The sequence below is a fragment of the Streptomyces sp. YIM S03343 genome (genome assembly GCF_054729195.1).
On record NZ_JBPUKX010000001.1, the window covers coordinates 121432 to 135960 of the forward strand.

Sequence of the window (14529 nt, forward strand, 5' to 3'; positions counted from 1 at the left end):
GCAACCGGGCGGTCAGCGGGTGACGCTGACGCTGTCGTGCAGGGGGAGCGTCCTCGACGAGGAGCCGACCCACACGTCCCTTTTCCCGGTGCCGAGCACCCAGGCGTGGGAGGAGGTGTTCCAGTACTTCAGCTGCTGCATGTCGACCCGGATGCGTACGGTCTTCGACTGACCCGCGCGCAGATGCACCTTCTGGTAGCCGCCGAGCGAGCGCACCGCCTGCGGCGCGGTGGTCCCCGGGCTTGCGCCGACGTAGACCTGGGCGACCTCGGCACCGTCGCGGGTGCCGGTGTTCTTCAGGGTGAACGAGACGGTCAACGCGCCGTGACTCTGCCGTACCGCGAGGTGGCGGTAGGCGAAGGAGGTGTACGACAGTCCGTAGCCGAAGGGGAAGAGCAGGGCGGCCTGCTCCTTGTCGTACCAGCGGTAGCCCACGTAGACGCCCTCGGAGTAGTTCTCCTGGTCGTCCACTCCCGGGTACCTGAGCGGGTCGCCGGCCACCGGTGTGGCGGACTCGCTCGCGGGGAACGTCTGGGTGAGCTTGCCCGAGGGGTTCACGTCGCCGTAGAGCAGCCCGGCGGTGGCCTCGGCCCCGTTCTCCCCGGGGTAGTACATGTCGAGCACCGCCTTGACCTTGGACAGCCACGGCATGGTGATCGACGACCCGGTGTTGAGGACGACGATCGTGTTCGGGTTGGCGTCGGCGACGGCGGAGATGAGCCCGTCCTGGTCGGCCGGCAGGGAGAGGTTCTTGCGGTCGAAGCCCTCGGTGCCGTCGTCGTAGGCGAAGACGACGGGGGTCTTCACCTGGCGGGCCAGGGCCACCGCCTGCTCCCGCGCGGTCTGCGCGGCTTGCGGGGTGACCCAGTTCAGCCGGACCTTCGTCGGTCCGCTCTGGACCGCGAGGGCGCCGGCCGCGAGGCTGTGCGCTCCCGCCGTGAGGTGCACCGTGGCGCTGCTGGAGCCCAGGAAGCCGGTGATGACGCTGTTCCCGTCGATCTTCAGCAGGCCGTACGCGGCGGGAAGGTCGAAGACGAAGGAGTAGTCGCCGTCGGTCGGCACGGTGAGGGTGCCGCTGTAGTCGAAGGAGGCGTCCGGTGTGACGGGGATCGTGCCGTCCGCGTCGACCGGCAGGGCGGGGCTGAGGGCCGACGCGGGGATGGGGACGCCTGTGTTGTCGCCGCCGGCCGCGTAGCGCACAGTGGTGTGCCGGCCGGCCCGCTCGGTGATGGTGTCCAGCGGCGAGGCCGCTGAGTCCGGTACGACGTTGGAGCTGCCGCCGCCGGTGACCTTCGGTGTCCTCGCGGTCGGACCGATGAGTCCTATGCTGGTGTCCTTGCCGGTCAGCGGAAGCGCTTTGCCGGTGTTCTTCAGCAGGACCGCGCCGGATTCGGCCACCTTCTGGGCAACTTTCGCGCCGCTTTTCGGATCGCGTGCGGGCCGCTGGGCCGCCGCACCGTCGAGGAGACCGAATTTCGTCATCTGCTGCAGAATGCGCGCGACCGAATCATTCAGCTCCGAGACCGGAATGGTGCCGTCGATTATCGCGGTCTTCAGTTCCTCGCCCAGGTGGACGCCGTTCGGCATCTCCTGGTCGAGTCCGTTCACGATGTCGGTCGTCGCGTGAGCCGCGCCCCAGTCCGACATGACCCAGCCCTGGAAGCCCCACTGCTCCTTGAGGATCGAGTCGAGCAGTTCGTCGCTGCCGCAGCCGTGGCTGCCGTTCACCGAGTTGTAAGAGCACATCACCGCCCCGGCGCCGGCTTTGACGGCGGCCTCGAAGGCGGGCAGTTCGATCTGACGCAGGGTCTGCTCGTCGACGTTGACGTTCACCCCCATGCGGTTGTCTTCCTGGTTGTTCTCCGCGTAGTGCTTGACGGTGGCGATCAGACCCTGGCTCTGGACGCCCTCGACCTCGCGGGCCACCATGCGGGAGCTGAGCAGCGGGTCCTCGCTGAACGTCTCGAAGTTCCGCCCCGCGTACGGCACCCGGATGGTGTTCGTCATGGGTGCGAGCAGAACGTCTTGGCCGAGCGCACGGCCGTCGCGGCCGATGGTCCGGCCGAACTCACGGGCCAGCCGGTCGTCGAAGGATGAGGCCAGGGCGACCGGTGCCGGCATCGCGGTGGCGCGCTCGTTGACCCGGACGCCCGCCGGGCCGTCGGTGAGCCGCAGTTCGGGGATGCCGAGGCGGGGCACCCCCGGGATGTATCCGGCCTGCCCGAGCGCCCGGGGATCGGTGCCGCCATGGACGAAGGACAACTTCTCGTCCAGCGTCATCCGGGCGATGAGGGCGGCGACGCGGGAGGACACATTCACAGTCACGCCCGCGCTGCCCGCGCCCAAGGCGCCGGGAGCCACGGCCGTGCTCACGGCCAGCAGCGCCGCGCTCACTCCCGCGATCGGCGCTGTACGGCGTAAACGGCTGCAGCGGCGTCGTACCGATCTCCGATCGAGCTCCATGCGGACTCCTCACCACTGAAGTGCTCGACGTTTTATGTCTCTGCTGGACAGAATTCGAGTCAAAGCAGGTGGCTCTATTGATCAGAAACTCATGGGGTTCTCGTCCAGGTGTAGCGGACGTGTAGGCCGCCGAAGTAGCCGCGGACGATGTGCGGCTGACGTCGGCGTCTGCGGAAGAAGCGGCGGTCTCGGCGGCGAGTTCGGCCTGATTCCGGGCTCGGTGCTGTCTGGGCAGGCTGTGCTTGAGGTCGGCGTTGACCGGTTCGTCGGGGTTGAGTTCGGGTGAGTACGGGGGCAGGAAGTGCAGTTCGACGTTGTCGGGGTGGGCGGTGAGCCAGTCGCGGACCTTCCTGGAGCGGTGGGCGGAGTGTCCGTCGACCACGAGGTGGATCTTGTGGTCGAAGTGGCCGTCGAGGCGGTCCAGGAGCCAGGTCTCCTCGTGCCACCGCCGAACGGCCTGCGGGTCCTGCTCGACGGCCCGCTTGTCCGGCCGCTGGAAGGACAGTCCCCACCGCTTGAGGTACTTGCCCACCCCGGGTTCGGTCAGCCGCACCCGGTACAGCTTCGCGATCTGCTCGCCCACCAGCCGACGCGTCCACAACTGCCCACCCAGCCCCACCTCACAGGGCCGGTGATCGAGGACCGCCTGACGCGCGGCGGCCTGCTCGGCCTCGTCCAGCATCTGATGCACCCCGACCGGCTTGCCGCGGGGCCGCATGACCAGCGCCTCCCGACCGCCGGCCTGCCACTTCGCCCACCAGCCGTCCACCGCCTTCAACGACACCCCGAACACTGCCGCGACGTCCTCACGGTCCCGCCCCGCCACCAACGCGGCCACCGCCCGCAACCGCAGGGCCTCCTGCGCCGACGGCGACAGATGCCGCGCGTCCCCCACCAGATCGCTCACACCCCACCAACGACCCAGAACCCGAACCGTTTCGGATCAATAAAGGAGTTCCGGCTACGGCGAGCGCCGTGGGTGCGGGAACTGTCACGTTCGCCCCAGGTTTCACGTTCCCCCTCCTCCTGGCATCAGGGGAAACGCGTTTGTGGTGCTCCATTGCAACGCTTCCCGTGCCGGTTGGACCGATCCGGCAATGAGTCGGGTCGGCCGGTCGTATTGCGCTGAGCTGTGGATCACCGTAGGTACCAGGCATCCCGAACACCAACCACCACACAGCCACACAACACCGAACCGGACACCACAAGATCCGCCGGAATCCCGCGCCGCCGACCGCCTCAACTGTGAGATTTCTGTGAAGCGGAGCCTCGGTGACGGAAAACGCTTTCTGCAAGTTGGCTGATACCTGACCGCGATGTGTCCTGCAGGCGCCTGGTGGTCCGGGTGCGGGCTTCCGGGCAGGTCGGCCGACGAACCCAGGTACCCACGATGTCATGGGGCCGGCGCGTTACCGAGGGCCGCCCGCATCGGATCGGATTCGGACACGGCAGCTGTAGTTCCGGTTGTGGTCGGTCCTGGCGAGCATAGGGGCCGGGGCCGGACGCCCTCTGCGACTGGGCGGGGCCAGCGCCTGCCCGACCCCAGACCGGATGGAACTGCGGCCCGGGTGCAGGCGGCCGGACCGCGGCTGGCCCACGACGGCTGCATCGCCCGCTTCCTGCACACAGAGATCTGCAAGAGCGGCCTCACCTCTGCACAGGCCGCCCTCGAACTCGTCCTCGTCTTCCACCATGCCGTCCCCGGCAACGGCACCCACGGAAATCGTCACCCGCGCCCCCGGGACCAGGGGATTCACCCCGATACCGAAGCGGTGGACGGTCGAGCGGACCTACGGCCGGCTGATGCTGCACCGCCGCCCGACCCGCGACTACGAGACCCTCCCGACCCGCTCAGAAGCCATGATCCACCTGGCCATGACCGACCTCATGGCCCGCCGCCTCACCGGCGAAGCCACCATCTCCTGGCGCGACCCGACATCACCGGAACAAAATCCGCATCACGGGATGAAACGGCGGGAGAAGACGAGCTCTGAGTCGCCGGGACGGGGCGTGCCGCTGCGTTCGACCGTGTCTTCTCAAAGTGACCCAAACGCCACGGTCGGCCCTGCGCGCCCCGGCGGCGTCTCTCGCCGACGTCAGGCGGCGGGCAGCGACGGCAGGGGCCGGGTGGCGATCTCCTGCGCTTCGGCGCGCGTCATGCCGAACATGCGCAGCAGACGGAAGGCCAGTTGGTCGGTGACGCGTACGGCATCGAGGTCGGGGCTGGTCTCCAGGAGGTGAAGCACGCCGAGCAGGGCGCCGCCGGTCATGGCTACGGCGGTCCGGGCGTCGTCGATGTCCAGCCGCCCGTGGTCGGCGGCGGCCTGCAGGTCCCGCATGGCTTGCGGGGCCAGGCCGGTGTCGGAGGTCACGTAGGACATGCCGGTGTGTACGAGGATTCTTGCGATCTGCGGGTGGGTGCGCTGCAGGCGGCCGGTCAGGCGGACGCTGGCGGCGAAGATCTCGGCAGGGTCCTTCAGGCCTCCCACGACGGAGTCCAGAAGTGTGCCGTGTTGCTCCAGGGTGAGGGCGAGGGCGGCGTCGAACAGCTCGTCCTTGCTGGTGAAGTGGTTGTAGAAGGAGCCGAAGCCGACGTCCGCCGCCTCGGTGATCTCCTGGATGCTCACGTCGGCCCGCCCCTGGTCGGCGAGAAACCGCTGGGCGGCGGCGACCAGCGCGGCTCGTGTGCGGGCCTTGCGCCGGTCCAGCCGATTGGGCGCGGAGCGCGGCGTCCGAGTGTTGCCCATGGCCTGTCGGTCGGTGCTCATCGCTCCATCATACGCAAAGGATCAGTGCTGATTGAGGCATCAGTACCGATGAAGTCTTGACGAGGAAGCCATCTGTACTGATGCTTTCATCACTAACGACTGAAGTCGCTCGTCAGAGCGCTCCGGTCGACACCTGTCCCAGGACTCGGGAGAGCCGATGAGTATCCAGGTCGTCCGCACCAAAGACGGCTGGTGGGTGGAGAGCGGTACAGGACGGCTGCAGCACGTCGACACCGCTGCGCACACCACCGCCGGACTGCTCGCCGACCGCTCCGCCGTCCGGCGGGCGGCCGCCCGTGCAGCGGCCGACCCAGACACCGGGCTTTCCGCTGGAGAAACGGAGCTGCTGTCGCCCGTCACGACGCCCTGCCGGGTAGTGGCGCAGATGGTCAACTATCGTTCCCACGCGACAGACTCCGGATTCGACCCGGACACCGTCCCGCCCGCGTTTTTCCGGAAGGCGTCCGGGTCCGTCAGCGGGCCCTACCAGACGATCGTCCGCCCGCCGCACGTGCGCTTCCTGGACTACGAGGTGGAACTCGGACTGGTGATGGGCGCGGACCTCCCGCTCGGCGCCGAGGTCACCGACGCCACCCTGGCCGGGTATGTCACCGCGCTGGTCGTCGCCGACGATGTCAGCGCTCGCGATCTGCAACTGCCCAAGACCCAGTTCTACGAGTCCAAGTCGTACCCCACGTTCACCCCGTTGGGCCCCCGCCTGATTCTGGTGGACGCCGACGACCTGGCACGCCTGCCGGACCTGCGGCTCACGCTGAAGGTCAACGGGACCACCCGGCAGGACCGCACCGCCGCGGACATGATCGTCCGGCCCGCACGCGCTCTGAGCCTGCTGGCCCGCTTCCAGACCCTGCAGCCGGGTGACGTCCTGCTCACCGGGACACCCGGCGGCACCGCCCTGAAGTCCCCCGGCAGGCTGCCGGCCACGCTCGGCGCCCTGCTGCCCCCGCACAGGCGCTGGCAGAAGTTCTTCGCCCGCCAGCAGAACAACCCCGACTACCTCCAGGACGGCGACGTCGTCACGGCCCGGATCGCGACCGACGACGGCGTACTCGACCTCGGCGAGCAGCGCACGCTGGTGCGCGCCCGCTGACGAGTCCCGGGACCCCCGCCCGGGACCTTGCCGGCCCGGCTCCCCGTACCGGGCCGGCACTCGACCCCATCCCTCACCTGCAAAGGCGCACCGGTGACACTCACACCCACCGACCTGCTGTGGCCCGCCCACGACAGACTCACGGACCTGTCCGCGATCGAGGCCGTCCCGCTGCGCAACCGCGGCCTGCCCGCCACCACCTACGACACCCTGCTCCGCGCGGCCCGGCTGTGGCCCGACCGCCCGGCCCTTACCGTGCTGCCCGACGCCGCGCGCTACCTGGCCCCCGTCACCACGACCTTCGCGCAGCTGCGCGACCAGGTGCACCGCACGGCCAACCTGCTGCGCTCCGTGGGCGTCACCCGCCGGGCAGCCGTGGGCCTGCTCGCGCCGAACACCGCGGAGCTGCCCGCCGCTCTACTGGCCGCACAGGCCGCGGGTATCGCCGTCCCGGTCAACCCCGGCCTGGCCGCTGACCATGTGGAGCAGTTGCTGCGGCGCGGCGGGGTGCGGGTGCTCATCGCCGCCGGTCCGCAACTGGACGAACCGGTGTGGGCCACGGCCCGGCAGGTCGCCGCCGCCCTGCGCCTGGACGCGCTGCTGGCCCTGGCGCCCACCACGGCCGACGGCCCGGCCCCGGCTCTGGAGCCCCTCGAAGGCGTCCGGGTGGGCTACCTCGCGGAGCTGGCAGCGTCCCGACGTGCCGACAACCTCGTGGACATCGAGCCCCCGGACACCGACGACCTGGCCGCCTGCTTCCATACCGGCGGCACCACCGGCACCCCCAAGCTCGCCGCGCACACGCACGCCAACGAAGTCGTCGATGCCTGGACGGTGGCCGCGAGCATCGCTCTGGACGAGGACACGGCCATGTTCGCGGCGCTGCCGTTGTTCCACGTGAACGCTCTGATCGTGACTCTGCTCGGTCCGCTGCTGCGCGGTCAGCAGGTGGTGTGGGCCGGACCGATGGGCTACCGCGATCCCGAGCTGTACCCGGTGTTCTGGAAGCTGGTGGACCATTACCGCATCGCCGCCCTGTCGGGCGTGCCCACCGTGTACTCCGTCCTCGCCCGCGTCCCCGTCGACGCGGACATCTCCAGCATGCGGTTCGCCGCCGTCGGTGCCTCCCCGCTGCCGCCCGCCGTACGGGACGCCTTCGAGGAGCACACCGGCATCCCGCTGTGCGAGGGTTACGGGCTGACCGAGGCCACCTGTGCCTCCGCTCTCGGCCTGCCCGGCCGCACCCGGCCCGGCACCGTCGGACGGCGCCTGCCCTACCAGCAGGTCAAGACCGTGCGGATCGACCCGGACACCGGCGAGTGGCACGACCTGCCTCCGGGAGCCACCGGGGTGCTCGTCATCAAGGGCCCTGTGGTCTTCGCCGGGTATGTCGCCGGGCACACCGCCGGCGGGCCCCGCCTGGAGACGGCGGGGAAAATCCGCGACGGCTGGCTGGACACCGGCGACCTGGCCCGGATCGACGCCGACGGCTTCATCACGCTCGCCGGCCGTGCCAAGGATCTGATCATCCGCGGGGGCCACAACATCGACCCCGCCGGGATCGAGGACGCCCTCCTGGCCCACCCCGACGTCACCGCCGCCGCGGCGGTCGGCCGTCCCGACCCGCACGCCGGCGAGGTGCCCGTCGCCTACGTCACCCTCGCCCCCGGCGCCCGCGCGGACCCCGCCGACCTGCTCGACTGGGCCACCGCACGGGCCCCCGAGCGCGCCGCCGCTCCGCGGGAGGTGCGCGTGATCGACGCCATCCCGCTCACCGCCGTGGGCAAGCCCTACAAGCTCGCTCTGCGCCTGGACGCCACCCGCCGCGTGGTCCACGCCGAACTGGCCGCCCAGGGCGCGGACGTCGACCTGGAACGGATCGAGTGCCGGGCGCACGACGGCGTGGTCCGCGTCGTGGTGCCCGCCCCCGCGGACGAGGCGGTACGGCGCGGAGTCACCACAGCGCTCGACCGGTACGCCCTGCACTGGCAGTACGACCCCCAGCACGTCACCTGAGAGAGAACCCATGAGCACCACCACCCTCGTCACCACCGTGCTCCTCGCCGGGATCTTCCTCCTGGCGGGGTCGGCCAAGCTCGCCGCTGTTCCCGCGATGCGCCGGGCCGCGCACCACGTCGGCATGACAACCACTCACTACCGCCTGCTGGGCGCGCTGGAGGTGGCCGCGGCGACCGGGCTGCTGGTCGGCCTGCGGTTCACCGTGCTCGGCGAGGCCGCATCCACGGGCCTGATCCTCCTCATGGCGGGAGCCGTGGCCGTACACCTGCGCAGCGGTGACCCCGCCGCCCGCTGCCTGCCGGCCGCCGTCGTGTGCGGCCTGGCCGCCGTCCATCTCTTCCTGCTGGCCGGTGGCTAGCAGGTCCCCCGCCCGTGGCCCGCGCCGTCAGCCGGCGCGACCGTGACCGCCCCGCCGCTGCCTGGGCACCGGGAGGAGCATCACCGTGAGCCGCATCGACGTCCACCAGCATCGGCTGCCCCCGGACTACACCCGGTGGCTGAGGTCGAAGGGCATCCACGCTCCGCGGCGGCCGCGAACTGCCACGGTGGAGCCCGCGACACGCCATCGCCCTGATGGACACCTACGACATCGAGACCGGAGTGCTGTCCCTGTCCACCCCCGGCAGCTGGGCGACGGCGCCGAGGCGGCCGCGATGGCCCGGCACGTCAACGAGTTCGGCGCGGAACTCGCCAAGGACCGTCCCGACCGGTTCGGCCACTTCGCCACGGTGCCGCTGCCCGACCTGGACACCGCCGTGGGCGCCGCCACCCACGCCCTGGACGAACTGGGCGCCGACGGGGTCGTGCTGCTCGCCAACACCGACGGTGTCCACCTGGGCCACCCCGCCCACGATCCGCTCCTGACCGAACTGGACCGGCGCTCCGCCCTCGTGTTCGTCCACCCCTCGGAACTGCCCGCACCGCCCGCCCCCGGACTCCCGCCGTTCGCCGCCGACTTCCTCCTCGACACCACCCGCGCATCAGCCAACCTCGTCCTGCACGGCGTCCCGCGCCGCTACCCCAACCTGAAGATCATCCTGTCCCACGCGGGCGGTTTCCTCCCCCTACGCCGCCCACCGGATCACCGCCGCCCTGGTCGCCGAGACCGGCCGCGGCTACGAGGAGACACACGAGAACCTGCGCGGCTTCTGGTTCGACACCACCCTCTCCGGCAGCCCCTCGACGCTGCCCAGCCTGCTGACCTTCGCCCATCCCGACCGGGTGCTCTTCGGAACCGACTGGCCCTTCGCACCCGAGACCGCCGTCGCCCACTTCACCGGCGCCTACGACCGCTACCCCGCCCTCGACACCGCGGGCCACCACGCCATCGACCGGGACAACGCCCACGCGCTGTTCCCTCGCCTCTCCTGAGCTGTCCCCCTGCCACCGGCCGCTGAGCCGCGACACCCCATGGAGTACCCATGAACATCATCGACGTCCCCGTCCTCGTCGTCGGCGGAGGCGGCGCGGGGCTCACCGCCTCCATGCTGCTCAGCCGCATCGGCGTCGACTCCCTGCTGGTCACCGCCTGGCCCAGCACCTCCGTCCTGCCCAAGGCCCATGTCCTCAACCAGCGCGCCATGGAGGTCATGCGCGACGTCGACGTTGCCGACACCATCTACGCCGCCTCCACCCCGGCCGAACAGATGTCCCACACCGCCTGGTACGTCGGCCTGGCCGGCGACCACGCGGACTTCGGCCGACGCGTCGCCAGGCTGGAGGCATGGGGAGCCGGCGGCCACTCACCCGAGTGGCTCGCGGCCAGCCCCGAACGACAGGCCAACCTGCCGCAGATCCGCCTGGAGCCGGTCCTGCGCGCCCGAGCCGACGAACTCGCGCCCGGCCGGGTCCGCTTCCACCACGAGCTGACCGGACTCGCCCAGGACGACGACGGCGTCACCGCCACCGTCACCGACCGCGACAGCGGCGAGACCTACCAGGTGCGGGCCCGCTACCTGCTGGGCTGCGACGGCGGCCGCACCGTCGGACCCGCCGTGGGCATCGTCCAGGAGGGCGTGCGCGACCTCGCCCGCGTGGTCTCGTTCCACATCTCCGCCGACCTGTCCCGCTGGGCGCGCGACCCGGAGGTGCTGATCCGCTGGCTGTGGCTGCCCGGCCTCGGCATCCCTGGGGTCCTGGTGCCCATGGGCCCCGACCACTGGGGCCCCGAGTCCGAGGAGTGGGTCTTCCACCTCAACTACGGGCCCGAGGACGGCCGCGCGCTGGACGACGGATCGGTCCTGGCCGACCTGCGCACGGCGCTGGGCCTGAGCCAGGAAGGCCTGACCGTCCACATGATCTCCCGCTGGTCCCTGGAGGGCGTGGTCGCCGACCGCTACCGCGTCGGCCGTGTCCTGATCGCCGGCGACGCCGCCCACCGCCACCCGCCCACCGGGGGCCTCGGCCTGACCTCCGCCATGCACGACGTGCAGAACCTCACTTGGAAGCTCGCCGCCGTCCTGAACGGCCATGCCGGTGATGCCCTCCTGGACACCTACGAGGCCGAGCGGCGCCCGGCGGACGCCACCAACGTCCGGCGCTCGCTGGAGAACGCCATGAACCACATCGCGATCAACGCCCTCTTCGGCGGTGGGCCACAGGCCGGCGATGACGGGAACTGGCGGCAGGCCCGCCGGCTGTGGAGCGAGGACCCCGCCGACACCGACTTCCGCCGCACCTTCCTGGCCGCTGTGGCAGCCCAGTCCATGGAGTTCGACGAACTGGGCATCGAGTTCGGCTACACCTACGACGACTCCCCCGCGATCGTCCCCGACGGCACTCCCGCACCCGGGAACCCGGACCCCGTCCGCATCTACCAGCCCGCCGCCCGCCCCGGACACCCTCTGCCCCACGCCTGGCTGGAAGACCTCGACGGCCACCGCACGGCCCTGGCCGGCCTGGTCCGCCCCGGCCGCTTCCTGCTGATCGCCGGAGAGGACGGCCAGGCCTGGTGCGAGGCCGCCGGAAAGATCACCGCCGAGAGCGGGCTGCCCCTGGACATGATCCGGGTCGGCCACATAGAGGGCGACTACCGCGACCCGCGCTCCACCTGGACCGCCACACGTGGGCACACCCCGCAAGGCGCCGTACTGGTGCGCCCTGACCGATTCATCGGCTGGCGCGCCCACGGCGCGGCCCCCGATCCGGTCGCCGAACTCAGCGCCGCGCTCGACGTCCTGCTCGCACGGTAGGGACCGCTCACCTGCCGTTCCGCCCGGCCCGCCGATCGCCGCCGCAGTCGGCGGGCCAGCCCCGCCCCCCGCCTCCAGACACCGCGGCACCTGCCCCGCCCTCACTGCAGATCGCGGGACCCACAGGAAGGGAATCTCCCCGTGAACGACCCGGCATCCATCCCCGTCCCCACCACCGACGCCCACCAGGGCTTGCACAGCCAACAAGGCGCCCTGCGCGGCGAGCACCCCGGCCGCGCGGCCCAGCCCGTCATCAAGGTGGTGGACCTGGCCTGGCTGGAGTTCACCAAGCCCGACCTGGACCGCGCCGAGACCTTCGCCCACGACTTCGGCCTGACCATCGCCGCCCGCAGCGACGACGCCCTGTATCTGCGCGGCGCTCTCGCCGGCTCCCACTGCCTGGTGATCCGCCGCGGCCCTACCTCCCGGTTCACCGGCCCCGCCTTCCGAGCCGCCGACGCCGCCGACCTCGACCGGCTGGCCCGCGTCACCGGCCGCCAGGTCCGGACCCGCACCGAGTACGGCGGAGGCCGTGCCGTGGACCTCGTCGACGCCTCCGGCATCCCGGTCCGCGTCGTGCACGGCGTCACGGAGGAGCCCGCGCAGCCGCTGCGGCAGCCCCTCGTCCTCAACACAGGCACGCCCGGCGCGGCCGCCCGTGTCAACGCCACCCAGCGCCCGCCCCGCGCACCGGCCCAGGTGCAGCGCCTGGGCCACGTGGTGCTGTCCACCCGGGTCTTCCGGCGCGCCCTGGACTGGTATCTGCACCATCTCGGCCTGATCGTCAGCGACTTCCTCTATCTGGACGGCCAGCGCGACCGCGGCCCCACCATGGCCTTCATCCGCTGCGACCGCGGCAGCGAACCCGCCGACCACCACACCCTGGCCATGCACCTGGGCCCCGACACGGGCTATGTCCACTCCGCCTATCAGGTCGCCGACCTCGACGCGCTGGCCACCGGCGGCGAGTACCTGCGCGAGCGCGGCCACCACCACTCCTGGGGCATCGGGCGGCACATCCAGGGCAGCCAGATCTTCGACTACTGGCGTGACCCCGACCGCTTCATGCTGGAGCACTACGCCGACGGCGACGTCTTCGACGACACGCTGGAACCGGGCTGGGCCGCCATGTCGGCCTCCGGCCTGGCCCAGTGGGGCCCGCCGGCCACCCGGGACTTCCTCGGCACCACGCCCACACCGCGGGCGCTGCTGCAGGCGATCTCCGCGCTGCGCGAGGACAACGAGATCGACCGCGCCCGTCTCCTGGGCCTGATGAAAGCCCTGAGCAGGTGACCGCCGTGATACCGCGGCGGGTGCGCGCCGCGGTGATCGGTGCCGGGCCGACCGGGCTCACCGCCGCCACCCTCCTCGCCCGCCATGGCGTGCCCGTCCTGGTCATGGAGCGTCACCGCGCCCCGTACCCGCTGCCCCGGGCTGTCCATCTGGACGACGAGGTGCACCGCATCCTCCAGGCCATGGGCATCCATGAGAGGTTCAGCGCGATCAGCCGCCCCGCCCGCGGCATGCGGCTGCTGGACGGCTCCCACCGGGTGCTGGCCGAGTTCCTCCGCGACAGCCCCCGCGGTCGGCACGGGTTTCCCCAGGCCAACATGTTCGACCAGCCCGAACTCGAGCATCTCCTCCGGGACAACCTCGACCAGCACCCCTCGGTGACACTGCGCGGAGGCATCGAGGTCACCTCCGTGACCCCGCCCGCGCACCGTGGCGCTCCGGTGGAGGTCTCCTTCCGGGACGAGGACACCGGCGTCTCCCGCACGGTCCTGGCCGACGCCGTGCTGGGGTGCGACGGCGCCAACAGCCTGGTGCGCGCTTCCATCGGCTCCCGGATGCGGAACCTCGCCGACGCCCAGCAGTGGCTGGTCGTCGACATCCGCTGCCGCCTGCCGCTGCCCGCCTGGGACGGCGTCCACCAGATCTGCGACCCCCACCGGGCGGCCACCTACATGCGTGTCGGCGATGACCGCTACCGCTGGGAGTTCCGTCTGCGGAGCGGCGAGCGGCCGGAGCAGCTCACCGACCGGGGTCGTCTGCTCGCACTGATCGCCCCCTGGACACCGGGCATCCCCCAGGGCGAACTCCACGTCCTGCGCACCGCCACCTACACCTTCCGGGCCCAGGTCGCCGACCGCTGGCGCGAGGGCCGCGTCTTCCTGCTCGGTGACGCCGCCCACCTCACACCGCCCTTCATCGGACAAGGGATGTGCGCGGGCCTGCGCGACGCCCACAACCTCGCCTGGAAGCTCGCCCGCGTCCTCACCGGCCGAGCGAGCGAGGCCCTGCTCGACACCTACCAGACCGAGCGCCACCACCACGCACGACAGCTGATCCGCACCGCCGTGGCCGTCGGCGCCCTCATGACCGGCGGCGGAAACGGCACCGCACTCGCCCGCAAGGCCGTCCTGCCCGCCGTCTCCCGCCTGCCGGGCGTCTCCCGGCTCGTACTGTCCGCCGTCAGCCCGCCCCTGAGGCCGGGCACCCTGATCGGCTCACGCCGCCTCGGCCACCCGCGCCCCGGCACACTGTGCCCCCAGCCACTGGTCCATGATGCGTACGGCACTCCCCACCCGCTGGACGACCTGCTCGGCGAGGACTTCGCGCTCCTTGCCACCGCGCCGCTCAGTCCCGCCCTGCGCGCGCTGGTGCGGGCGCTGGACGCCCGCGTCATCCACCTGCACGACCCCAGGTGTCAACAACCCGACACGGGCAGCGCCGCGCGCCGCGGCGATCCGGGCACCGGCGCCCTGGTGCGCTGGATGGGCGGCGCGGGTGCCGTCCTGATCCGCCCCGACCGCGTCGTCCTCGCCACCGCCGCCCGGCCACGCCCCGGCGGCACATGCGGAGACGACCTCGCGACCGCCGCCGCGGCCTGGGCGCCCACTCTGCGCGGCGGCGGCCACGCCGTGACGGGCGCGGCGACAGCGGCCACGGAACCGGCCTGACGACCGGTCCGCATCGC

The 14529-nt window shown here is 71.6% G+C and carries 10 protein-coding genes and 2 pseudogenes; 9 read left to right on the top strand and 3 right to left on the bottom strand.

Features of this window, described 5'->3' with window-relative positions:
- Positions 1–12: 12 nt before the first annotated feature.
- Both ACSYGN_RS00610 and ACSYGN_RS00615 read right to left on the bottom strand, forming a co-directional pair.
- On the bottom strand, positions 13–2184 hold the full coding sequence (locus ACSYGN_RS00610) for a glycoside hydrolase family 3 C-terminal domain-containing protein (RefSeq protein ID WP_460403127.1): 2172 nt from the start codon (positions 2182–2184) through the stop codon (positions 13–15).
- Positions 2069–3370: a winged helix-turn-helix domain-containing protein gene (locus ACSYGN_RS00615; protein ID WP_460390703.1), complete on the bottom strand. Its 1302-nt coding sequence runs from the start codon at positions 3368–3370 to the stop codon at positions 2069–2071. The genes ACSYGN_RS00610 and ACSYGN_RS00615 overlap by 116 nt, the downstream gene beginning before the upstream one ends.
- Before the next feature lie 812 nt (positions 3371–4182).
- Between ACSYGN_RS00615 and ACSYGN_RS00620 the strand changes: the two are divergent.
- A pseudogene (locus ACSYGN_RS00620) lies at positions 4183–4398 on the top strand (IS5 family transposase); the annotation flags it as partial.
- A gap of 161 nt (positions 4399–4559) precedes the next feature.
- On the opposite strand, the gene ACSYGN_RS00625 reads toward ACSYGN_RS00620, so the two are convergent.
- Positions 4560–5231 carry a TetR/AcrR family transcriptional regulator gene (locus ACSYGN_RS00625; RefSeq protein WP_460390705.1) on the bottom strand — a complete coding sequence of 224 codons (672 nt, stop codon included), beginning with the start codon at positions 5229–5231 and terminating at the stop codon, positions 4560–4562.
- Positions 5232–5388: 157 nt separating this feature from the next.
- On the opposite strand from ACSYGN_RS00625, the gene ACSYGN_RS00630 reads away from it, so the two are divergent.
- The 8 genes and pseudogenes from ACSYGN_RS00630 to mhpA all read left to right on the top strand — a co-directional run bounded on the left by ACSYGN_RS00630 (position 5389) and on the right by mhpA (position 14512).
- Positions 5389–6342 (top strand): fumarylacetoacetate hydrolase family protein, encoded by a 954-nt coding sequence (locus ACSYGN_RS00630; protein ID WP_460390707.1) that lies wholly within the window; start codon positions 5389–5391, stop codon positions 6340–6342.
- Between the two features lie 93 nt (positions 6343–6435).
- Positions 6436–8358: an acyl-CoA synthetase gene (locus tag ACSYGN_RS00635; RefSeq protein WP_460390709.1), complete on the top strand. Its 1923-nt coding sequence runs from the start codon at positions 6436–6438 to the stop codon at positions 8356–8358.
- Positions 8359–8368: 10 nt separating this feature from the next.
- A complete protein-coding gene (locus ACSYGN_RS00640; RefSeq protein ID WP_460390711.1) occupies positions 8369–8719 on the top strand; it encodes a DoxX family protein in 351 nt (116 codons plus the stop codon).
- A gap of 85 nt (positions 8720–8804) precedes the next feature.
- Positions 8805–9365: pseudogene (locus ACSYGN_RS00645) on the top strand (amidohydrolase family protein); the annotation flags it as partial.
- Between the two features lie 133 nt (positions 9366–9498).
- Positions 9499–9732, top strand: a complete 234-nt coding sequence (locus ACSYGN_RS00650) for an amidohydrolase family protein (RefSeq protein WP_460403129.1) — start codon at positions 9499–9501, stop codon at positions 9730–9732.
- A 50-nt stretch (positions 9733–9782) separates the two neighbouring features.
- Positions 9783–11552 carry an FAD-dependent monooxygenase gene (locus ACSYGN_RS00655; protein ID WP_460390713.1) on the top strand — a complete coding sequence of 590 codons (1770 nt, stop codon included), beginning with the start codon at positions 9783–9785 and terminating at the stop codon, positions 11550–11552.
- Between the two features lie 141 nt (positions 11553–11693).
- Positions 11694–12845, top strand: coding sequence for a VOC family protein (locus ACSYGN_RS00660; RefSeq protein WP_460390715.1), 1152 nt, complete (start codon positions 11694–11696; stop codon positions 12843–12845).
- Positions 12842–14512 (top strand): bifunctional 3-(3-hydroxy-phenyl)propionate/3-hydroxycinnamic acid hydroxylase MhpA, encoded by a 1671-nt coding sequence (gene mhpA, locus ACSYGN_RS00665; protein WP_460390717.1) that lies wholly within the window; start codon positions 12842–12844, stop codon positions 14510–14512. The genes ACSYGN_RS00660 and mhpA overlap by 4 nt, the downstream gene beginning before the upstream one ends.
- Positions 14513–14529 lie beyond the last annotated feature (17 nt).

Bases quoted from the DNA above. Each gene is read 5' to 3' on its own strand.
- ACSYGN_RS00625 (WP_460390705.1), bottom strand. From the start codon at position 5,231: ATGAGCACCGACCGACAGGCCATGGGCAACACTCGGACGCCGCGCTCC.
- ACSYGN_RS00630 (WP_460390707.1), top strand. From the start codon at position 5,389: ATGAGTATCCAGGTCGTCCGCACCAAAGACGGCTGGTGGGTGGAGAGC.
- ACSYGN_RS00655 (WP_460390713.1), top strand. From the start codon at position 9,783: ATGAACATCATCGACGTCCCCGTCCTCGTCGTCGGCGGAGGCGGCGCG.
- ACSYGN_RS00640 (WP_460390711.1), top strand. From the start codon at position 8,369: ATGAGCACCACCACCCTCGTCACCACCGTGCTCCTCGCCGGGATCTTC.